This window comes from Pseudomonas sp. B20(2017) (assembly GCF_002113125.1).
In the GTDB taxonomy this organism is placed as follows: Bacteria; Pseudomonadota; Gammaproteobacteria; order Pseudomonadales; family Pseudomonadaceae; genus Aquipseudomonas.
The window spans coordinates 256,624-277,410 of the sequence record NZ_NEJP01000001.1; the positions used below are offsets into that span (position 1 = coordinate 256,624).

General features: G+C 60.0%; 22 protein-coding genes. 12 read left to right on the top strand and 10 right to left on the bottom strand.

What is annotated here, in order from left to right:
• Window positions 1-37: 37 nt before the first annotated feature.
• Window positions 38-427 (bottom strand): transcriptional regulator, encoded by a 390-nt coding sequence (locus CAF63_RS01205; protein WP_085683072.1) that lies wholly within the window; start codon window positions 425-427, stop codon window positions 38-40.
• A 175-nt stretch (window positions 428-602) separates the two neighbouring features.
• Between CAF63_RS01205 and CAF63_RS01210 the strand changes: the two genes are divergently transcribed.
• The 4 genes from CAF63_RS01210 to CAF63_RS01225 all read left to right on the top strand — a co-directional run bounded on the left by CAF63_RS01210 (window position 603) and on the right by CAF63_RS01225 (window position 3,141).
• Window positions 603-1,337: a thioredoxin family protein gene (locus CAF63_RS01210; protein WP_085683073.1), complete on the top strand. Its 735-nt coding sequence runs from the start codon at window positions 603-605 to the stop codon at window positions 1,335-1,337.
• Window positions 1,338-1,417: 80 nt separating this feature from the next.
• On the top strand, window positions 1,418-1,693 hold the full coding sequence (locus CAF63_RS01215) for a hypothetical protein (protein ID WP_085683074.1): 276 nt from the start codon (window positions 1,418-1,420) through the stop codon (window positions 1,691-1,693).
• Between the two features lie 251 nt (window positions 1,694-1,944).
• The gene (locus CAF63_RS01220; protein WP_085683075.1) at window positions 1,945-2,529 is read left to right on the top strand and encodes a papain-like cysteine protease family protein; all 585 of its coding nucleotides are present in this window, start codon (window positions 1,945-1,947) and stop codon (window positions 2,527-2,529) included.
• Between the two features lie 12 nt (window positions 2,530-2,541).
• Window positions 2,542-3,141, top strand: a complete 600-nt coding sequence (locus CAF63_RS01225; RefSeq protein WP_085683076.1) for a hypothetical protein — start codon at window positions 2,542-2,544, stop codon at window positions 3,139-3,141.
• A gap of 64 nt (window positions 3,142-3,205) precedes the next feature.
• Here CAF63_RS01225 and CAF63_RS01230 read toward each other — a convergent pair whose 3' ends face one another.
• Window positions 3,206-4,546 carry a DEAD/DEAH box helicase gene (locus CAF63_RS01230; RefSeq protein ID WP_085605653.1) on the bottom strand — a complete coding sequence of 447 codons (1,341 nt, stop codon included), beginning with the start codon at window positions 4,544-4,546 and terminating at the stop codon, window positions 3,206-3,208.
• 191 nt (window positions 4,547-4,737) lie between these two features.
• On the opposite strand from CAF63_RS01230, the gene CAF63_RS01235 reads away from it, so the two are divergent.
• Complete coding sequence (locus tag CAF63_RS01235) at window positions 4,738-6,036, top strand: mechanosensitive ion channel family protein (protein ID WP_085683077.1); 1,299 nt, start codon at window positions 4,738-4,740, stop codon at window positions 6,034-6,036.
• 147 nt (window positions 6,037-6,183) lie between these two features.
• Here the strand turns inward: CAF63_RS01235 and CAF63_RS01240 are convergent, their stop codons facing one another.
• Window positions 6,184-6,825: a hydrolase gene (locus CAF63_RS01240; RefSeq protein ID WP_007956548.1), complete on the bottom strand. Its 642-nt coding sequence runs from the start codon at window positions 6,823-6,825 to the stop codon at window positions 6,184-6,186.
• Window positions 6,826-6,995: 170 nt separating this feature from the next.
• On the opposite strand from CAF63_RS01240, the gene CAF63_RS01245 reads away from it, so the two are divergent.
• Window positions 6,996-7,901 (top strand): LysR family transcriptional regulator, encoded by a 906-nt coding sequence (locus CAF63_RS01245; protein WP_085683078.1) that lies wholly within the window; start codon window positions 6,996-6,998, stop codon window positions 7,899-7,901.
• Here the strand turns inward: CAF63_RS01245 and CAF63_RS01250 are convergent.
• From CAF63_RS01250 to CAF63_RS01260, 3 genes are all read right to left on the bottom strand, one after another.
• Window positions 7,846-8,727: a carboxylate/amino acid/amine transporter gene (locus tag CAF63_RS01250; RefSeq protein ID WP_039772587.1), complete on the bottom strand. Its 882-nt coding sequence runs from the start codon at window positions 8,725-8,727 to the stop codon at window positions 7,846-7,848. The two genes, CAF63_RS01245 and CAF63_RS01250, sit on opposite strands and share 56 nt — an antisense overlap.
• A 359-nt stretch (window positions 8,728-9,086) precedes the next feature.
• Window positions 9,087-9,686 (bottom strand): FMN-dependent NADH-azoreductase, encoded by a 600-nt coding sequence (locus tag CAF63_RS01255; protein WP_085683079.1) that lies wholly within the window; start codon window positions 9,684-9,686, stop codon window positions 9,087-9,089.
• Window positions 9,687-9,845: 159 nt separating this feature from the next.
• Entirely contained in the window at window positions 9,846-10,160 is a 315-nt protein-coding gene (locus CAF63_RS01260) for a hypothetical protein (RefSeq protein WP_011332961.1), read from the bottom strand.
• A gap of 49 nt (window positions 10,161-10,209) precedes the next feature.
• Between CAF63_RS01260 and CAF63_RS01265 the strand changes: the two genes are divergently transcribed.
• The 5 genes from CAF63_RS01265 to aqpZ all read left to right on the top strand — a co-directional run bounded on the left by CAF63_RS01265 (window position 10,210) and on the right by aqpZ (window position 15,404).
• Window positions 10,210-11,133 carry a LysR family transcriptional regulator gene (locus CAF63_RS01265; RefSeq protein WP_011332960.1) on the top strand — a complete coding sequence of 308 codons (924 nt, stop codon included), beginning with the start codon at window positions 10,210-10,212 and terminating at the stop codon, window positions 11,131-11,133.
• A 14-nt stretch (window positions 11,134-11,147) separates the two neighbouring features.
• Window positions 11,148-11,951 (top strand): alpha/beta fold hydrolase, encoded by an 804-nt coding sequence (locus CAF63_RS01270; RefSeq protein WP_085683080.1) that lies wholly within the window; start codon window positions 11,148-11,150, stop codon window positions 11,949-11,951.
• A 3-nt stretch (window positions 11,952-11,954) separates the two neighbouring features.
• Window positions 11,955-12,518: a peptidylprolyl isomerase gene (locus tag CAF63_RS01275; RefSeq protein ID WP_085683081.1), complete on the top strand. Its 564-nt coding sequence runs from the start codon at window positions 11,955-11,957 to the stop codon at window positions 12,516-12,518.
• 88 nt (window positions 12,519-12,606) lie between these two features.
• A complete protein-coding gene (locus tag CAF63_RS01280) occupies window positions 12,607-14,439 on the top strand; it encodes an ABC transporter ATP-binding protein (RefSeq protein WP_085683082.1) in 1,833 nt (610 codons plus the stop codon).
• A 269-nt stretch (window positions 14,440-14,708) separates the two neighbouring features.
• Complete coding sequence (aqpZ, locus tag CAF63_RS01285) at window positions 14,709-15,404, top strand: aquaporin Z (protein ID WP_085683083.1); 696 nt, start codon at window positions 14,709-14,711, stop codon at window positions 15,402-15,404.
• A 102-nt stretch (window positions 15,405-15,506) separates the two neighbouring features.
• On the opposite strand, the gene CAF63_RS01290 is transcribed toward aqpZ, so the two are convergent.
• On the bottom strand, window positions 15,507-16,631 hold the full coding sequence (locus CAF63_RS01290; RefSeq protein WP_085683084.1) for a GNAT family N-acetyltransferase: 1,125 nt from the start codon (window positions 16,629-16,631) through the stop codon (window positions 15,507-15,509).
• 279 nt (window positions 16,632-16,910) lie between these two features.
• On the opposite strand from CAF63_RS01290, the gene CAF63_RS01295 reads away from it, so the two are divergent.
• The gene (locus CAF63_RS01295; RefSeq protein ID WP_039772596.1) at window positions 16,911-18,233 is read left to right on the top strand and encodes a putative porin; all 1,323 of its coding nucleotides are present in this window, start codon (window positions 16,911-16,913) and stop codon (window positions 18,231-18,233) included.
• 129 nt (window positions 18,234-18,362) lie between these two features.
• On the opposite strand, the gene CAF63_RS01300 is transcribed toward CAF63_RS01295, so the two are convergent.
• The 3 genes from CAF63_RS01300 to CAF63_RS01310 all read right to left on the bottom strand — a co-directional run bounded on the left by CAF63_RS01300 (window position 18,363) and on the right by CAF63_RS01310 (window position 20,461).
• On the bottom strand, window positions 18,363-18,599 hold the full coding sequence (locus CAF63_RS01300) for an anti-sigma factor (protein ID WP_085683085.1): 237 nt from the start codon (window positions 18,597-18,599) through the stop codon (window positions 18,363-18,365).
• Window positions 18,593-19,204, bottom strand: a complete 612-nt coding sequence (locus tag CAF63_RS01305; RefSeq protein WP_085683086.1) for an RNA polymerase sigma factor — start codon at window positions 19,202-19,204, stop codon at window positions 18,593-18,595. Before CAF63_RS01305 ends, CAF63_RS01300 begins: the two co-directional genes overlap by 7 nt.
• 135 nt (window positions 19,205-19,339) lie before the next feature.
• Window positions 19,340-20,461, bottom strand: a complete 1,122-nt coding sequence (locus CAF63_RS01310) for a beta-ketoacyl-ACP synthase III (protein WP_085683087.1) — start codon at window positions 20,459-20,461, stop codon at window positions 19,340-19,342.
• Window positions 20,462-20,787: the final 326 nt, after the last annotated feature.

A 20,787-nucleotide genomic window follows, 5' to 3' on the forward strand; every position in this document is an offset into this window, starting at 1 on the left:
CGAGCAGGCTCGCTCCCACATTTTTTTGTGCAATGCCTCAGGCAATCTGCGCCTTGGAGGCCACCTCATCAAACGTCGACTCATCCAGCGCATCTTCCTGATCATCCAGCACTTCACGCGGATGATCATTGCCGGGAATGCTGCTGTCGATCAGGCTCAACAGGCTCGAACCGCGCGGCGTCAGGCTGAAGTTATTGCCGGTACTGCCATCTTCTTCACGAGGGGTTATGTAACCGCGATCCAGCAGCAGTTTTTCGTAGTCACAGGCAAGCGTTTTCAGGTGATCCAGATTCTCGATTGGCTCACCTGCTGCGGCTTTGTCAGCCGCGTAGTCTTCGGCAAAGGTCCGAGGTGCAAAGCTTTGGCCCGCGCCGTTCTGCACTTCATGCAACAGGCGTTCAATCAAATCCCAGTTATAAGTCGTCATCCTGATTCAACCTCCGGTGCGCGTGATTAATGGCGCTGTCTTAGGTTGTGACCCGAGCAGGTAATAGCCGTTCAGCTTCATTTACCGCAACGACCGACCAGCGGTCTGTCGATTTCCCGGTTTGTTGAACGACTAGTCTGAGACAGACGGTTTCAACCCCGCAGGAGAAATCATCATGAACGTTGAGAATCATCCGGTGGTGTCGCGCGAAGAATGGCTCGCCGCCCGCAAGCAGCATCTGGCAGATGAAAAAGCCTTTACCAAAGAACGCGACCGCCTCAGCGCCAAACGCCGCGCTCTGCCCTGGGTGAAGGTCGACAAGGATTACTGCTTTATGGGGCCGAACGGTGAATTGAAACTGGCTGATCTGTTCGGCTCGCACAGCCAACTCGTCGTTTACCACTTCATGTTCGCCAAGGGCTGGGAAGAAGGCTGTCCGGGCTGCTCGTTCCTCAGCGATCATATCGACGGCGCCAATCAGCACCTGGCCCATCACGACATTGCGCTGGTGGCGGTGTCGCACGCACCATTCGCCGAATTCCAGGCCTTCAAGCGGCGGATGGGATGGAAGTTCGATTGGGTGTCGTCGGACGGTTGCGATTTCAACTACGACTTTGGCGTGTGTGCCCGCGCTGAAGATGTCGAAGCCGAAAAGGCTACCTACAACTACGAAAAGACCGACAGCGCCGAGGAAGAAATGCCCGGGCTCAGTGTGTTTTATCGTGCCGACAACGGCGACATTTTCCACACCTACTCAACGTACGCTCGTGGCCTGGACATGCTGGTCGGCGCCTACAACTACCTCGACCTCACGCCCAAGGGCCGGAACGAGGACGAGATCATGGAGTGGGTACGGCACCATGACCGGTACGACGGGGCAGCAAAATCCAGTTGCTGCCATGGTGACTGAGCCCCAAACACACTGAACTTTTCACCGGCCACAGCCCTCAACCGGTTAACCCGCCTTAACCGGAACCGAGGCCTGCCCCCATGAAAACCCTGCTCAAGCTGACCCTCGCCGCCACCCTCGCCTGCGCATTGCCCGCCTGGGCCTGTACCCCGGAAGAAGCCACCGCCAAACGCGAGCAACTGGCCAAAGAAGTCGGGAAGCTCACCGAGCAAAATCCGACCAAGGCCAAGGAGATCAACGCCGAATTGCAGAAAATGGACCTGGGCACGGCATCCGCCGATCTGCCAGACAAATGCCAGTTGATCGATCAGCGCTTGAAAGAGCTGGGGTCAGCCGAAAAGAAAACCGAGGGATAACCGCCCGCTCAGACAACGGCAGGCTTTGGCACCGATCAGGCGGGATCGATGCCAAAAGCCTGCTTCCTTTTATCCGGAGATTTGCATTAGTGCATTTTGTTATTTGCACAAATGCATATTCATACCTAGGGTTACCCCGAGCCTGATCGGAACCGGCCATCGGAGATGGCAACCCTTCCCCACCGATCGCTCGGCGATACCGTTATCCCGCAAACGCGGAACGTTTGTTTTCATTCATGGAGGATTGAAAAATGTTAACCACTGAAACAACGGCATTCACCGGCAACACCCTGCCCGAATGTCTGATCGGCCATCTGCTCGACCCGCAACTGGTAGAGGTCGAAGCAGCTGTACAACAAAGTGCCCTGGCCGCCGCCAGCCTGAACTTCACGATGCAGCAACAGACCCAGACCAACTGGTGCTGGGCTGCCGCTTCCGCCTCGGTCGGCAATTATTACGGCACCGGGTCCTGGACCCAATGCGCCGTTGCCAGCGCCGCGCTGGATCGCAACTGCTGCAATCAACCAGGGCCGTGCAACGTGTACGGCTATCTGGACGTTGCGCTGAAGATCACCCGCAGTTTCAACGGCATGAATTCGGGCTCGCTGCAAATGTCGGCCATCCAGAACCAGATCAACATGGGCCGCCCGATCGGTCTGCGCTGTGCCTGGTACGGCGGCGGTGCGCACTTTCTGGCGATCTACGGCACCAACGGCAATTACGTGCTGGTCGCGGATTCGATCTACGGCTATTCGACTCGCGCACTGAGCTCCTTCCCCGGTTCCTACAACGGCGGCGGCAACTGGACCCACACTTACTTCACGGCAAAAAATTAGGAGGGCGACATCATGCAACTGACTTATCCAAAGGCGCCTTCCAACGGCGTGCAGACTTTGCGTCCGGCCCTGCAGGCCGCGTTGCAGACCCAGGGTTTTGGCATCAACCGCCAGTTCGCCAGTGCTGTGCCCGCCGGGATCAGCCTCAGCGAGGCCTATCGCGGTTACTCGCTCAGTCTGGACGACTTGAGCCAGGGCAAAGGCCTGAAAAACGCCCGAGTCGGCGACTGGCATTACTTGGTGTTTTCCGGCGGGGTGTCGATTGCCGATGCGCAATTGGCCGAAGTACGCGGTCACGTCGAGTTCGCCTCGTTGAACCACGGCAACCTGGCGAGCGCCACGGTTGATGCACTGAAACTGGCGGAGCAATCGCCGCAGCTGAAGGGTAAAACCGTTGAACTGCGGATGTTGTTTGTGTCGGCGCTGCACCTCGTGGCGATCTGGCTGCATGCAGCGGGCGAAGACGTGCTGATCCCGATCGAGCCAACACCAAAAGAGCTGGCGCTGACCGGGCTGTACAGCGAGGCCGCCCTGCTCGCACAGCTCAAACCGGCAGCCGATCAGGCCAAGCGGCGCTTTGATGCCGACACCACTGGCCTGCTGGGCAGCTGATAAATGCTGGCAATAAAAAAACCCGGACTATGTCCGGGTTTTTTTATTGCCAGCCTGAAACGACTTATTCCGCCGCTGGCGCTGCCGGCTTGCGGCGTTTCAGCGGGGCCATGCCGTCGCTGCTCACCAGTGCGTCCGGCTTTGGACGGTTGGCGCTCTTGCGCTTGGTCGGGGTCTTGGCAGCGGTTTTTTTCTTGTCGCCCTTGGCGTCGGTCTTTTTCTTCTTCACGCCGACGGCCTTGCCCGAGGCCTTGACCTTTTTCGGTCCGCCGTAGGTGCCTTTGACTTCCTTGATGGTGCGGCGCTCGAAGCTCTGTTTCAGATAACGCTCGATGCTCGACATCAGGTTCCAGTCGCCGTGGCAGATCAGCGAGATCGCCAGACCGTCGTTGCCGGCACGGCCGGTACGACCAATGCGGTGTACGTATTCGTCGCCGCTGCGTGGCATGTCGAAGTTGATCACCAGATCCAGGCCATCAACGTCCAGACCACGGGCCGCCACGTCGGTGGCCACCAGGATCTTCACGCCGCCCTGCTTCAGGCGGTCGATCGCCAGCTTGCGATCCTTCTGGTCTTTCTCGCCGTGCAGCACGAACGCCTTGTATTCCTGGGCGACGAGGCGACCGTAGATGCGGTCGGCCATGGCCCGGGTGTTGGTGAAGACGATGGCCTTCTGGTAGGTCTCGTTGGCCAGCAGCCAGTTCACAATCTGTTCTTTGTGCTGGTTGTGGTCGGCGGTGATGATCTGCTGACGGGTGGTGTCGTTCAGTTGGCTGACGGCGTTGAGCTGCAAGTGCTCAGGGTTGTTCAGCACCTTGGCGATCATCTCGCGCAGGCCGGAGCCGCCGGTGGTGGCGGAGAACAACATGGTCTGCTGACGGTTCGGGCATTCGTCGACCAGACGCTGCACGTCTTCGGCGAACCCCATGTCGAGCATGCGGTCGGCTTCGTCGAGCACCAGCACTTCGACTTCTTTGAGGTCGAGGTTGCCGGCGTTCAGTTGCTCGATCATCCGGCCCGGGGTGCCGATCAGGATGTCCGGCACCTTGCGCAGCATGGCGGCCTGGACCTTGAAGTCTTCACCGCCGGTGATCAGGCCGGACTTGATGAAAGTGAACTGCGAAAAGCGCTCGACTTCCTTCAGGGTCTGCTGGGCCAGCTCGCGGGTCGGCAGCAGGATCAGGGTCTTGATGCTGACGCGGATCTTGGCCGGGCCGATCAGGCGGTTGAGGATCGGCAGGACAAAAGCGGCGGTCTTGCCGCTACCGGTTTGCGCCGTCACCCGCAGGTCACGCCCCTGAAGCGCCAGCGGAATGGCCGCGGCTTGCACAGGCGTTGGCTCGACAAATTTCAGCTCGGCCACGGCTTTGAGCAGGCGTTCGTGCAGGGCGAATTGGGAAAACACGGGTGCTACCTCGAAGATATGCAAAAAATCAGCTGCATAGGTTACCGGTTTCGAGCGCTCAGGCCGAGTTTCTTTATGAAATACGCTGTAATCCGTGGCTTTTTTGTTGCTCGATTTGTCTCCAACGGTAATACACAGCGTCTTAAATGCTCTAATCGCCCGTCGCGTCTTACAGAAGAATCGTCTCTCTCATGGATTTCAAACAGCTCTGGCTCAACGCCCAAGACCTCTGGGGCACCCTCGAACAGCACCCGCTCCTGCACGCCGGCCTGGCTTTGATTCTGCTGCTGGTGATCGCGCTCATCCTCGGACGAGTGGCGCGCTACCTGATCCTGCACGCCAGCCGCATGCTCGGTCGCCAACCCGCCCTGCACTGGATCAACGACTTTCGGCATAACAAGGTGTTTCAGCGTCTGGCGCAGATGACGCCGTCGCTGGTGATCCAGTTCGGCCTGCACCTGGTGCCGGAGCTGAGCAAAACCGCCACAGTATTCCTCGGTAACGTCGCACTGGCATTCACCATTTTGTTCCTGCTGCTGTCGGTCAGCGCCCTGCTCAATGCATTGCTGGACATCTACGCCCGCACCGAACACGCCCGCACCCGCTCGATCAAGGGTTATGTGCAACTGGCGAAAATGGTTCTGTACGTGTTCGGCGCGATCATCATCGTCGCCACCCTGATCGACCGCTCGCCACTGTTGCTGCTGTCGGGTCTGGGTGCGATGTCGGCAGTGATCCTGTTGGTCTACAAGGACACGCTGCTGTCGTTCGTCGCCAGCGTGCAGCTGACCAGCAACGACATGCTGCGGGTCGGCGACTGGATCGAAATGCCGCAAGTCGGCGCCGATGGCGACGTGGTGGATATCACGCTGCACACGGTCAAGGTGCAGAACTTCGACAAGACCATCGTCTCGATCCCGACCTGGCGCCTGATGTCCGAGTCGTTCCGAAACTGGCGCGGCATGCAGCAGTCCGGCGGTCGACGGATCAAACGCAGCCTGTTCATCGACGCCAGCGGTGTGCGCTTCATCCGCGACGATGAAGAAGAAAAACTCTCTCAGGTGCACCTGCTGACCGCCTACATGGGCCGCAAGAAAGCCGAGCTCAAGGCCTGGAACGAAGCGCAGGGCAATGTCGCGGCGATGTCGGCCAACCGCCGGCGCATGACCAACATCGGCACCTTCCGCGCTTACGCGCTGGCCTATCTGAAGAGCCATCCGGAGATCCAGCCGAACATGACCTGCATGGTCCGCCAGATGCAGACCACGGCCCAGGGCATTCCGCTGGAAATCTATTGCTTTACCACCACCACGGTGTGGGCCGATTACGAGCGGATCCAAGGGGATATTTTCGATTACCTGCTGGCGGTGCTGCCGGAGTTTGGGCTGAGCCTGTATCAGCAGCCGAGTGGTGGGGATTTGCGTTCCGGGATATTGCCGGCCGTCCTTGGCGCGAGCCACATTCCACAAGCCGAAAAACATCTGATGTAACGCCACAAAACCTGTGGGAGCGAGCTTGCTCGCGATGAGGGAGTATCAGTCACTTCATCACTGACTGAACCACCGCCTTCGCGAGCAAGTCGAATCGTCGCACCGTCGCTCCCACAGGTACTGCATCTATTTCGAAATGCCGATTTATCAGGCCTGCCGTTGCGGCGCCTTGTGCACCATGGTGTAGGCGTAATCGACGCCCATGCCGTACGCACCGCTGTGTTCCAGCACCAGGTCCATCACCGCCTGATACGTGTCTTTGTGCGCCCAGTCACGCTGGTACTCGAGCAGCACCTGCTGCCAGGTCACCGGTACGGCGCCGGCCTGAATCATCCGCTGTACCGACATGTCGTGGGCTTCCTTGGTGGTGCCGCCGGACGCGTCGGTGACGATGTACACCTCGTAGCCTTCGGCCAGAGCTTCCAGTGCCGGGAAGGTCAGGCAGACCTCGGTCCACAGCGCGGCGATGATCAGTTTCTTGCGCCCGGTGGCCTTTACCGCGTCAACCAGCGCCTTGTCTTCCCAGGAGTTCATCGAGGTGCGCTCAATCGGCTTCTGCTCCGGGTGAACTGCCAGCAGTTCCGGCCAAATGTAGCCGCTGAAGCTTTCGGTTTCGACCGAGGTGTAGATGGTCGGCACGTTGAAGATCTTCGCTGCCTTGGCCAGGCCGACGGTGTTGTTCTTCAGGGTCTGACGGTCGATCGACTGCACGCCGAACGCCATTTGCGGCTGGTGGTCGATCAGGATCAGGGCGGAATTGGTTGGGTTCAGCAGTTCACGGATAGACATGGCGCGTTCCTTTTGATGTCGATTCAGAAATTTCGATTGGGTAATGGGTGAGTCGAGTGGCTTGCCGTGTTCGGCGTTGTTGTCTCGGCTTGGATGTCACTTTAGGGGCTAGCCGATAAAGGGACAATTCCCTAAAATCGAGAATCATTGATTCTAAAAAAGGGACAATCATGGATCGCATCGAATGCATGCGCGCCTTCGTGGTAACGGTCGGCGAAAACGGCTTCGCAGCTGCCGCACGAGCCATGGACGTGCCCCGCTCGAAAGTCAGCAAACAGATTCAGGCGCTGGAAGAAGCCATCGGTGTGCAACTGCTGCAACGCACCACCCGCAGCCTGCACCTGACCGAGGCCGGAGCGGAGTATTTCGAAGCGGCGCGGGAAGTGATTGCGGCGCTGGACGAGGCCGAGCAGCGAGCTCGGGACGGGGTGGGTGAATTGCGCGGGGTGTTGCGGGTCAACGCACCGATGTCGTTCGGTCTGCGGCGCTTGGGCAAGCTGATTCCGCTGTTCCACGAACAGCACCCGAACATCGAGCTGCAACTGGTGCTCAGCGACCAGCAGGTCGATCCGGTGCGCGGCGGTTTTGATGTGACGATCCGCATTGCGAGCATGCCTGACTCGACCATGATCGCCCGACAACTGGCGCCAGCGCCGCGGATCATGGTCGCCTCCCCCGCTTACCTCGAACGCGCGGGCACGCCGCGGTCGCCGCAGGATCTGCGCTCGCATCAATGCTTGAACTACGGCTATCTGCAGAGCGGCGTCAGCCTGCAACTGTGCAACGGCAAGGAAACCCAGCGCGTCAACGTCACCGGGCCGCTACATGCCAACAATGGTGACTTGCTGGCGCAAGCGGCCGAGGCCGGGATGGGCATTGCGCTGCTGCCGGACTTCATCGTCGAAGAAGCACTGGCGGCCGGGCGTCTGGTGCCGGTGCTGTGCGAGTGGCAAGCCCCGGCGATCACCATCAACGCGGTGTATTCCTCAGCGCGGCGGGTGCCGCAGAAGACCCGGGCGTTTATCGGGTTTCTGGTGGAGCAACTGGCGCCGACTGGCGAATCCCCAACCGGCTGATCCACACCGCCGCCAGAATCACGCTGCCACCGAGGAACAACCGCCCGAGCTCTTCATGCTGATTCCAGATCAGCAGGTTCAGCAGCAAGCCCACCGGCACGTGCAGGTTGTTCATCACCGCCAGGGTGCCGCCGTTGACCAGGCACGCGCCCTTGTTCCACCAGTACAAACCGAGCGCGGTGGATACCAGGCCAAGAAACACCAGCACGCCCCATTGCAGCGGCGCTTCGGGCAGGAAGTTGGATTTGCCGAACAGCAGGAACGCCGGCAACGCCACCGCCAGTGCACCGAGGTAGAAGAAGCCGAATCGCCGGTAGTGCGGCAGATCGCTCGGGTGCTTCGCCACCAGATGTTTGTACAGCACCTGCCCGGCGGCGTAGGTGAAGTTGGCCAGTTGCAGCAGCAGGAAGCCCATGAAGAAGTCCGGGTTGATCCGGTCGTAGCGAATCACCGCCGCGCCTGCGACCGCCACCAGTGCCGCGATCAGCGCCCACGGGTTGAAGCGTCGGTTGAGCGCATCTTCGATCAGCGTCACATGCAACGGCGTGAGGATAGTGAACAGCAGCACTTCCGGCACCGTCAGCACGCGGAAGCTCAGATACAGGCAGACGTAGGTCACGCCGAACTGCAACGCGCCGATCAGCAGCATGCCGCGCATGAACGCCGGTTCCACCGAACGCCAGCGGGTCAGCGGGATGAACACCAGCCCGGCCAGCACCACCCGCACCAGCACCGCAAAGTAACTGTCGACATGACCGGCCAGGTATTCGCCGATCAGACTGAAGGAAAACGCCTGGATCAGCGTGACAAAAAGTAGATAGCCCATGCTCGCCTCGATTTCGAATGGCGGCGACGATAGCGGTTTTTGCTTCTGATCGCGAACCCTCAGACAACGGTGGACCCTGTGGGAGCGGGCTTGCCCGCGATTAGGGAGTGTCAGCCATAGATTTGTGTGCTGACACGCCGCCATCGCGTGCAAGTCGAGTCGTCGCACCGCCGCTCCCACAGGGGATGTGCTGCGTTGCAAAAATCCCGGGCAAAAAAAAGCCCGATCTCGCTAAAGCGTTCAATCGGGCTAGAGCACTCAGGAGCAACAAGTGCAAAGGGAGGTTCGATGCGCGTAGAGCCTTGAAGGGGTTGCGCCAGGTCACTAGAACAATCGGCGATTATCTGGCGATTAACATATCAAGCGACCTGGGACAGTTTGGCGTTGGCCTGGTTGAGGCCTTTCTCCTGGAAGTCGCCGCCCAGGTTCATGCCCTCGGCGTGGATGAAGGTCACGTCGTGGATACCGATGAAACCCATTACCTGACGCAGGTACGGTTCCTGATGATCCGCCGGGCCGCCGGCGTAGATCCCGCCGCGAGCGGTCAGCACGTAGGCACGCTTGCCGCTGAGCAGACCTTGCGGGCCGGTTTCGGTGTACTTGAAGGTCACGCCGGCACGCAGCACGTGGTCGAGCCAGGCTTTCAGGGTGCTCGGGATGGCGAAGTTGTACATCGGCGCTGCCATCACCAGCACGTCGGCGGCCAGCAATTCATCGGTCAGTTCGTTGGAACGATCCAGCGAGGATTGTTCATTGGCGTTGCGCTGGTCAGCGGGCTTCATCCAGCCGCCCAACAGATTGATGTCCAGGTGTGGCACTGGGTTCACGGCGAGGTCACGTACGGTGATCTGATCGGCCGGGTGCGCCGCTTTCCACTGACTGATAAAGGTCTGGGTCAGTTGACGGGAAACCGAGTCTTGCTGGCGGGCGCTGCTTTCGATGATCAGAACGCGGGACATGTTGTGTAGCCTCCATCCGAGAATGTTGTAAGTCGATGGAGTGAAGGTTAAACAGTGTCGAATCGATGAAAAAGCGCAAATAATTGCTGCAAAGCATCGAAAAATTCGTTTAGATGCAAGCCTCAGCCTGTGGAAGCCCGCTCCCACAGGCCCGTGCCGCTATTTGGGGGTGCAGCTCAGCTTGATGCGCAGCTTGATGATGGTCCGGGTGAATTTGGCCGTGGCGTTTTTATGCTTGCCCGCCGCCACCTCGATATTGCGCGTGCGCGGCGCTTCCGGGCCGTTGGTGAATACCACCTTGCAGGTCGCGTCGACGTCGCCGTAGTTGTTGACCTGAATGGAGCCGATGTCGTTATCGGTGTCGAACGCGTTGTAGTCGATCTTCAGGCCGTTGAGGTCTTTTTCCACATCGATCGGGTACGCGAACGCAGTCAGCGGAAGCAGCGCCAGCAACACACAACAGAATTTTTTCATTCGGCAGTCTCCATGAGGGACCGCCAGCTTAGGACAAGAGGAGCTATTGATGAAAGCGCCCCGCGTGACCCTTGATCAATGGCGAACGTTGCAGGCCGTGGTCGACCACGGCGGATTCGCCCAGGCCGCCGAGGCCCTGCATCGCTCGCAATCATCGGTGAGTTACACCGTCGCCCGCATGCAGGATCAACTCGGCGTGCCGCTGTTGCGCATCGACGGCCGCAAGGCTGTGCTGACCGAGGCCGGCGGCGTGTTGCTGCGCCGTTCGCGACAACTGGTGAAACAGGCCAGCCAACTGGAAGACCTCGCCCATCACATGGAGCAGGGTTGGGAAGCCGAAGTGCGGCTTGTCGTGGACGCCGCCTACCCGAGCGCACGTATCGTCCGCGCCTTGACCGCGTTCATGCCTCAGAGTCGAGGCTGCCGGGTGCGGCTGCGTGAGGAAGTGTTGTCGGGCGTCGAAGAAGTGCTGCTCGAAGGCGTGGCCGACCTGGCCATCACCGGGCTGAGCATTCCCGGTTACCTTGGCGCGGAATTGAGCGATGTCGAATTTGTCGCCGTCGCCCATCCTGATCATGCGCTGCACCGGCTCAACCGCGAGCTGAGCTTTCAAGACCTGGAAACCCAGATGCAAGTGGTGATCCGCGACTCCGGCCGCCAGCAACCTCGGGACGTCGGCTGGCTCGGCGCCGAGCAGCGCTGGACCGTCGGCAGTCTCGCCACGGCTGCGACGTTCGTCAGCAGTGGCCTGGGATTCGCCTGGCTGCCACGCCACATGATCGAGCGGGAACTGAAAGACGGCTCGCTCAAGCTGCTACCGTTGGACAGAGGCGGCAACCGCAACTCCAGTTTCTATCTGTATTCGAACAAGGACAAACCCTTGGGCCCAGCGACGCAAATCCTCATCGAACTGCTGCGCACCTTCGACACCCTGCCGCTGGACGCACCGTTCGCCGCCCCCGAACAAGCCTGACACGGAGTTCACCGATGGCGTATTTCGAGCATGAAGGTTGCAACCTGCACTACGAGGAATATGGCCACGGCGATCCGTTGCTGCTGGTTCACGGTCTGGGCTCCAGCACCCTGGACTGGGAAATGCAGATTCCCGCGCTGGCCGCGCACTACCGGGTGATCGTCCCGGACGTGCGCGGTCACGGTCGCTCCGACAAACCCCGCGAGCGCTACAGCATCGCCGGTTTCAGCGCCGACATCGTTGCCCTGATCGAGCACCTGAAGCTCGGCCCGGTACATTACGTCGGGCTGTCGATGGGCGGGATGATCGGCTTTCAGTTGGCCGTCGATGAGCCCCGGATGCTCAAGAGCCTGACCATCGTCAACAGTGCGCCCGAGGTCAAGGTGCGCAGTCGCGACGACTACTGGCAGTGGTTCAAACGCTGGAGCCTGATGCATCTGCTCAGCCTCGCCACCATCGGCAAAGCCCTTGGCGCCAAGCTGTTCCCCAAACCGGAGCAGGCCGATTTGCGTCAGAAGATGGCAGAGCGCTGGGCAAAAAACGACAAACGTGCTTATCTCGCCAGCTTCGATGCGATTGTTGGCTGGGGGGTCCAGGAACGACTTTCCCGGGTCACCTGTCCAACCCTCGTCGTCAGCGCCGACCGGGACTACACCCCCGTTTCGCTGAAAGAAACCTATGTCAGACTGCTGCCCGATGCGCGGCTGGTGGTGATCGCCGATTCGCGCCACGCCACCCCGCTCGACCAGCCCGAACGCTTCAATCAAACGCTGCTGGAGTTCCTCGCCACAGCCGATAATCACCCTCAGGATCACTGACCCATGCTGAAAAAACTCGCCCTCGCCGCCGGCACCGTGCTGTTCGCTGCCAACCTGATGGCTGCCACGCCGGCCAAGGCGCCACACGTCGAACTGGTGACCACCAACGGCACGATCGAAATCGAGCTGGACCCGGTCAAGGCGCCGATCAGTACCAAGAATTTCCTCGAGTACGTCGACAGCGGCTTTTACAACAACACGATTTTTCACCGCGTGATCCCGGGCTTCATGGCCCAGGGCGGCGGCTTCACCCAGCAGATGCAGCAAAAAGAAACCAAGGCCCCGATCAAGAACGAAGCCAGCAACGGCCTGCATAACGTTCGTGGCACCCTGTCGATGGCGCGTACCTCCAATCCGGATTCGGCCACCAGCCAGTTCTTCATCAACGTCGCCGACAACGCCTTCCTTGATCCGGGCCGTGACGCCGGTTACGCAGTGTTCGCCAAAGTGGTCAAGGGCATGGACGTGGTCGACATCATCGTCAACTCGCAGACCACTACCAAACAGGGCATGCAAAACGTGCCTGTCGACCCTGTGATCATCAAGTCGGCCAAGCGCATCGACTAAGCTTTACAGGGCATATCGAGCGGCGCTGACCTGATGTCACGCCGCTCACACTGATAAAAGGAGAGCCCGTACTCCGGGCGGTTATCTGATGCTCTATCGCCGCTTCGAACAACTGATCGACATATTCCGCGACGCACCGACGGCGTCCCCGCCGGATCGTGTGCTGCCCTTCTATACCTATTACCTGAAGCAGGTCTGGCCCAGTTTCGCCGCCCTGCTGATTGTCGGCCTGTTCGGTGCATTGATCGAAGTGGCGCTGTTCAGTTACCTGAGCCGCATCATCGACCTGGCCCAAGGCACGCCGAACGTCGATTTCTTCAAAGTGCATGGCGCCGAACTGGCGTGGATGGCCGTAGTGGCCCTGCTGCTGCGACCACTTTTCCTGGCCCTGCACGACATGCTGGTGCACCAGACCCTGAGCCCGAGCATGACCAGCCTGATCCGCTGGCAAAATCACAGTTACGTGCTCAAGCAGAGCCTGAATTTCTTCCAGAACGACTTCGCCGGGCGCATTGCCCAGCGCATCATGCAGACCGGTAACTCGCTGCGCGATTCCGCTGTGCAAGCGGTGGATGCGTTGTGGCATGTGCTGATCTACGCGATCAGTTCGCTGGTGCTGTTTGCCGAGGCCGACTGGCGTCTTATGATCCCGCTGCTGACGTGGATCGCGGCCTACATCGGCGCGCTCTATTACTTCGTGCCACGGGTCAAGGACCGCTCGGTGGAAGCCTCCGATGCGCGCTCGAAGCTGATGGGCCGGATCGTCGATGGCTACACCAACATCGCCACCCTCAAGCTGTTCGCCCACACCAATTTCGAACAGCATTACGCCCGCGAAGCGATCCAGGAACAGACCGAAAAAGCCCAACTGGCGGGTCGCGTGGTCACCAGCATGGACGTGGCCATCACCACCATGAACGGTCTGCTGATTGTCGGCACCACGGCGCTGGCGCTGTGGCTGTGGACGCAATCGCTGATCAGTGTCGGCGCGATCGCCCTGGCCACTGGCCTTGTGATCCGCATCGTCAACATGTCCGGCTGGATCATGTGGGTGGTCACCGGCATCTTCGAAAACATCGGCATGGTCCAGGACGGTCTGCAGACCATCGCGCAACCCGTCAGCGTCACCGATAAAGAGCAGGCCAAACCGTTGGCCGTAGCCCGTGGCGAAGTGCGCTTCGAGCACGTGGATTTCCACTACGGCAAGAAGAAAGGCATCATCGGCGACCTCAACCTGACCATCAAACCGGGTGAGAAAATCGGTCTGATCGGCCCGTCCGGCGCCGGCAAATCGACCCTGGTCAACTTGCTGCTGCGCCTCTACGACGTCGAGGGCGGGCGGATACTGATCGACGGCCAGAACATCGCCGAAGTCGGCCAGGAAAGCCTGCGTGCGCGGATCGGCATGATCACCCAGGACACTTCGCTGCTGCACCGCTCGATCCGCGACAACTTGCTGTACGGCAAGCCCGACGCCACTGACGCCGAGCTCTGGGAAGCGGTGCGCAAAGCTCGCGCCGATGAGTTCATCCCGCTGCTGTCGGACGCCGAGGGGCGCACCGGATTCGACGCACATGTCGGCGAACGCGGGGTGAAGCTGTCCGGTGGTCAGCGGCAGCGGATCGCCATCGCGCGGGTGCTGCTCAAGGACGCGCCGATCCTGATCATGGACGAAGCGACCTCGGCGCTGGACTCTGAGGTTGAAGCGGCGATTCAGGAAAGCCTGGAAACCCTGATGCAGGGCAAGACCGTGATCGCCATTGCTCACCGCCTCTCGACGATTGCCCGCATGGACCGGCTGGTGGTGCTGGAGAACGGCAAGATCGCCGAAAGCGGCAACCATGCCGAACTGCTGGCCCACGGCGGATTGTATGCGCGACTGTGGGCGCACCAGACCGGAGGGTTTGTCGGCATCGACTGATCATTTTCACGCCTGGTCTGATCGTTCCCACGCTCTGCGTGGGAACGATCAACGTCGAGGCATCGAACCGTCTGTGCGGGAACGATCAACGCGAGATAAAAACCGCCAGAGCCCCTTAATCACGGGCTCTGGCGGTTTTTTATCGCCTGCTGGAAATCCGCACAAACCCTGCTGTAATCAGCGAAGGCTCCGGAACGGAACCTGTCGTAAATCTGCAAGGAAGCACAACTCGATACAGTCTCGATAGCACGCCTATCAAGGACACTCTCATGTCTCTGTTCAAACGTTCAGTCACTGAGTTGTTAGGTACTTTCTGGTTGGTGTTGGGTGGTTGCGGCAGTGCGGTGATCGCCGCGTCTTCACCGCTGGGCATCGGAGTGCTGGGGGTGGCCCTGGCGTTTGGTCTGACGGTACTGACCATGGCGTTTGCAATCGGCCATATCAGCGGCTGCCACCTCAACCCGGCAGTGTCGGTCGGCTTGTCCGTCGGCGGTCGGTTTCCGGCCAAAGAGCTGCCCGCTTACATCATCGCCCAGGTGATCGGGGCGATTCTCGCGGCGGCGCTGATCGTCTACATCGGCAGTGGCAAGGAAGGTTTCGAAGTCGCCAACGGCCTGGCCTCCAACGGTTATGGCGAGCACTCGCCGGGTAAATATTCAATGGCCGCTGGTTTCGTCACCGAACTGGTGATGACCGCCATGTTCGTGGTGATCATCCTCGGCGCCACCGACAAGCGCGCCCCGGCAGGGCTGGCACCGATCGCCATCGGCCTCGCCCTGACGCTGATCCACTTGATCTCGATCCCGGTTACCAACACGTCGGTCAACCCGGCCCGCAGCACGGGCCCGGCACTGATGGTCGGCGGCTGGGCCATCGCGCAGTTGTGGATGTTCTGGGTCGCGCCGCTGCTCGGTGCGGTGGTTGGCGGCGTGATCTATCGCTGGCTGGGCAAGGAAGACAACTGATTTCCTGTGGGAGCGAGCTTGCTCGCGAACAGCGGTGTGTCAATGAGGCAAATATTGACTGACACCAACCTTTCACGAGCAAGCTCGCTCCCACATTGGAATCTAGGCCTGGCGGTAGGGTAAGGCTGCTCTTGCCTCTTCGGCATAGGCCAGAACACCGGCGCGCTCCTGGTGCAGGAAATCTTTGACCGCAGCCTTCAGGCCAGGGTGACGCAGGTAATGCCAGGAATGGGTGATCACTGGCTCAAAGCCACGAATCAGTTTGTGCTCGCCTTGGGCACCGGCATCGAAACGCTGAAAACCCTGGGCAATCGCATAGTCCATGCCCTGATAGAAACAAGTCTCGAAGTGCAGCCGGTCGAACTCGGCCAGGCATCCCCAGTAGCGCCCGTAAAAGCTGTCGCCGCCCACCAGACTGAACGCCATCGCCACCGGCCGTGAGCCCTGCCGGGCCAGGACCACGCGGATCGATTCCGGCATGCGCTCGGCCAGCAGGCTGAAGAACTCCCGGGTCAGGTACGGTGCCTGCCGACGCACCGCGTAGGTGTTGGCATAACAGGCGTAGACGAAATCCCACTGCGCCTCGTCCAGCTCGCGACCTTCCAGCCATTCGAACTCGAAGCCCTGCCCCGCCACTTGCTCGCGCTCCTTGCGCATCTGTTTGCGCTTGCGCGAGGCGAGCACGTCGAGGAAATCCTGAAAATCGCGATAACCGCGATTCTGCCAGTGGTACTGACAGCCGATACGTTGCAGCCAGCCCGGCTGCTCGGCCATGGCGGCATCGGTGAACGCGTCGGTGAAATTGATGTGGGCGCTGGAGAGTTCTTCGATTTCCAGATACCCCGGCAGGCTCTTGAGCAGTTCAAATCCGTCTTCGACGTTCGCCGCCAGCAACCGAGGACCGCTGACCGGGCTGAACGGCACCGCGCTTAAAAACTTGGGGTAGTAATCGATGCCGGCCCGGGCGCAGGCATCGGCCCAGCCGTGGTCGAACACGTATTCGCCGTAGGAATGCCACTTGCGATAACCGGGCAATGCGGCGATTACACGCCCTGCTTCGGCGTGCAGCAAATGCTCCGCTTGCCAGCCCGTGTGCGGGCCGACGCTGCCGCTGTCCTCCAGCGAAGCCAAGAAGGCGTGGCGCAGAAACGGCTGGTTTTGCGGCACCAGAACATCCCAGTCGGACGCTGGAATTTCCAACAGTTTATGCAGACGTTGCAGCGGCATTTTCCTCTCCACTTTCGGGCGTGAACGCCCGGCGAGTATCGCTGATCGGCCGGGCGTTGCCCACGTCAGATTGCGCGACACCGCTCTGGATCAATAGTTCACGGCCATTTGTATCGTCATCAACCTGCCATCATCGTGCCACTGCTCTGTCATAAACCATCGCGATACTGGCGCCTGTTTTTAGAGCGCCGGGTTCTACCCGGACACTGTTTTCCGACCGTCAAACCGTCGGTTGTGCCCAGGATGGTTCAGCCATCCCTCTCATCTTCGGAGATTGCTATGCGTCTTGCTTCCACGAAAACTGCGGCGGCCCTGTGCGGTGGCCTGTTGCTGGCCATGAGTGTTCCGGCCAGTGCCGCAGTCGACGCCAAACTGCTCGACATGCTCAAGGCTAACGGTTCGATTTCCCAGGCGCAGTACGTTGAACTGCAAACTGAACTGGCCAAGGATCAGAAGGCCCAGCAAATCGCGCAGCAGGCGCAGCAAGAAACCAACGAGCAAATCGCGGCGACCGCGAAGAAAACCAACGAGCTCAGCAGTTTCGACCAGAAACTGGCCTGGGCCGCCAAGACCCAGTTCAAGGGCGACGTGCGTATCCGTCAGGAAACCATCAAGATCGATGGCGAGCCGAACAACGGCGGCCGCGACAAGGATCGTCAGCGCATCCGTGCCCGTCTGGGTGCCTACACCGAGATCAACCCGCAAGTCGACACCGGTATCCGTATCGCCACCGGCGGCGGCGACGACGCCCGTTCGACCAACCAGGACCAGGACAACTACTTCGACAAGAAGCAGATCTGGCTCGACCTGGGCTACATCGACTACCACCCGGATCAGATCAAGAACCTGCACATCATCGGCGGCAAGATGCTGCAACCGTGGGTGAGCATGGGCGATGTGATCTGGGACAGCGACATCAACCCGGAAGGTCTGGCCGTTACCTACAAGTATCCATTGGGCAGCAGCGTCGAACTGTTCGGCAGCCTGGGTAACTACAACCTCAAGGACAACGTCGACGGCGACGGTGTGCAATTCCGTCACGACCTGCGCCTGACCGCCGGCCAGCTGGGCAGCCGCTTCGCGATCACCGACAACCTGAAACTGACTCTGGGCGGCAGCGTCTACGCCTACCAGAACGACGAAGACAGCCGTTGCACCGGCACCTCCACGCCGTGCGCCCTGGCCGTCAACGGCAACTCGGCCGACAACGAATTCCGTCTGTACGAAGGCTTCAGCCAGGTCGACATCGGCGGCCTGCCAATGCCGCTGTCGTTCTACGGTCAGTACGTGAAGAACAACGATGCAGTGACCGATCAGGACACCGCGTGGCTGGTAGGTGCCAAGTCGAAAGTCTTCGGCCTGAACCTCGACTACAACTATCGTGACGTGCAGCGCAACGCTGTGGTCGGCGCCTTCACCGATTCGGACTTCGCCAACGGCACCACCGGTTCCCGTGGCCACAAGTTCAAGGTCGGTTACGACATCGACAAGAACTTCGCCATCGGTGCGACTTACTTCCTGACCAAGGCTGACTTCTCCAGCCGTACCCAGCGTGATGCCGACACCAATACCCTGCAGCTGGACGCGGAAGCGAAGTTCTAAGCAACCCGGCAACAGACTTCAAACGATGGGTTGTACATCCGGTTCCATCGTTTGAAGAGGCTTCAACAGACTGGCGCGGCAGCAGCGATCCCCATCATCCGTTCGCTGCGGCCGCGCCAGTCTGTGTTTTCAGGATCGATCCTTGCGCCGCAGCTGTGCCAACTGCTCGGCCAACGCGTCCACGTCCTTTTCAGGCTTCTGCGGCATCGCCCGCAACGTCGCCTGCATCAAACGCATCTGGCGAATGAAACGCCGGCAATTGCGGCAGAACATCAGGTGATGACGCACCATCAGTTTCTCGCGAAAGCTCAACTGGCCATCGAGATAATCGCTGGACCGCGCTACTTGCTCCTTGCACGTCAACATTCGCCGGTCTCCTCAAAATGCTCCACGGTCGCGAAGACCTTCAAGCGTGCCCGATGCAGCAGCACGCGGACATTGGAGAGCGAGATCTCCAGAAGATTACAGATCTCCTCAAGCTCCAGCCCCTGACGCTCGCGCAGCAACAGTACGCTGCTTTGCAATTCCGACAGGCTCAACAATGTGTGCTCAAGGCATTCACGCAGCTCGCCTTCCGTCAGCAGCGCTTCGGGGGTGTCCTGGTGCCAGGCAAACGGTGCAACCAGCCAGTGGCCGTCGCCGGGAGAAAAACGATCGTCGTCGATAGTGCCGTGGGGTGATGGCAGATCATCCAGCAGCACTTCGCGACGATTGAGTTTGTAGCGGCTCTTGGCCGAGTTGGCGGTGATGGTCAGCAGCCAGGTCTTGAGGCTGGAGCGCCCCTCGAAACGGCCGATATTGCGCACCACCGACAGCCAGGCGTCCTGTACCACTTCTTCGACATGACGCTGGCCGACAATCGCGTAGGCCACTGCGCGCATGGGGCTTTGATAGGTGCTGACCAGTTCCTTGAAGGCTTTCTGTTCGCCTGCCAACAACCGCCCAAGCAGTTGTGTATCGTCAACCGCCATCCACCAATCCCCTTTTCCTGACTTCAAAAATGATAGCGGCAGGACTTCGCCTGCCGCCACTTTCGAAAATTACAGCGTTCGCGCCGATTCAGATGTAGGAAATATCAGCGCGATTAAGAGGAAATGAACCCGCTCTTAGCGTTTACGCAGAATCACGCTACCGATCGAGTAGCCAGCACCGAACGAACTCAACACCGCCAGCGAACCGGCCGCCAGATCGTCCTGATACTTGTGGAACGCGATCACCGAACCGGCGGAGCTGGTGTTGGCGTAGGTGTCGAGAATCACCGGGGCTTCTTCTTCGGTGGCTTCGCGGCCCAGCAACTTGCGCACGATCAGGTGGTTCATGCTCAAGTTGGCCTGATGCAGCCAGAAGCGCTTCACGTCACCGACGTTGAGCTTGTTTTCTTCCAGGTGCTCGCCGATCAGCTCGGCCACCATCGGGCAAACATCCTTGAACACCTTGCGGCCTTCCTGCACGAACAGTTTGTCGCGGGCACCAATGCCCTCTTCCGCTGCGCGGTTGAGGAAGCCGAAGTTGTTGCGGATGTTGTTGGAGAACTTGGTCAGCAGTTTGGTGCTGACCACGTCGAACTGGTGCTTGGAGGTGGCCAGATCGGCGCGCTCGATGATCACGGCAGTAGCGGCGTCACCGAAAATGAAGTGGCTGTCGCGGTCGCGGAAATTCAGGTGACCGGTGCAGACTTCCGGGTTGACCATCAGGATCGCCCGGGCCTGGCCCAGTTGCACGGTGTTGGCGGCTTGCTGAATGCCGAAGGTCGCCGAGGAGCAGGCAACGTTCATGTCGAAACCGAAACCCTGGATGCCCAGCGCTTCCTGGACTTCGATGGCGATGGCCGGGTAGGCGCGTTGCAGGTTGGAGCAGGCGACGATTACACCGTCGATGTCGGCAGCCGTTTTGCCGGCACGCTGCAAGGCTTGTTCGGCGGCACCGATGGCCATCTGGCAGAGCACCGACCATTCGTCGTTGGAACGCTCCGGCAGGCGTGGCGCCATGCGTTGCGGGTCAAGGATGCCGTCCTTGTCCATGACAAAGCGGCTCTTGATGCCAGAAGCTTTTTCGATGAACGCGGCGCTGGATTCGGTCAGGGCTTGGACTTCACCGCTGGCGATGGCTTCGGCGTTGTCGGCGTTGAACTGGGCGACGTAGGTATTGAAAGACTGCACCAGCTCTTCGTTGGAGATGCTGTTGGCCGGGGTGTACAGGCCGGTGCCGCTGATGACGACGTTATGCATGGTCGTTTCTCTAATCTGTTCAGGCAGAAAGTGCTGGCACCGACGTGCCAACACGCAAAGGGTCCATTCCCGTATCAAGGGACGCAAAAACCTGGCATCGCTTTATTCCGCTGCGCGGCCCCGGCAAAGGCTCTGGGACGCGAAAACGGCATTTATGGTGGCGAAGTTTGCCATAAACCCAAGGTTTTGGCCCCTTTTGCAGGAGCAATCACATACCACTGTGGGAGCGGGCTTGCCCGCGAAGGGGCCACCAAATCCAACATCAATGTTGCCTGACCCACCGCTTTCGCGGGCAAGCCCGCTCCCACAAGTGATTGTGCAAACCT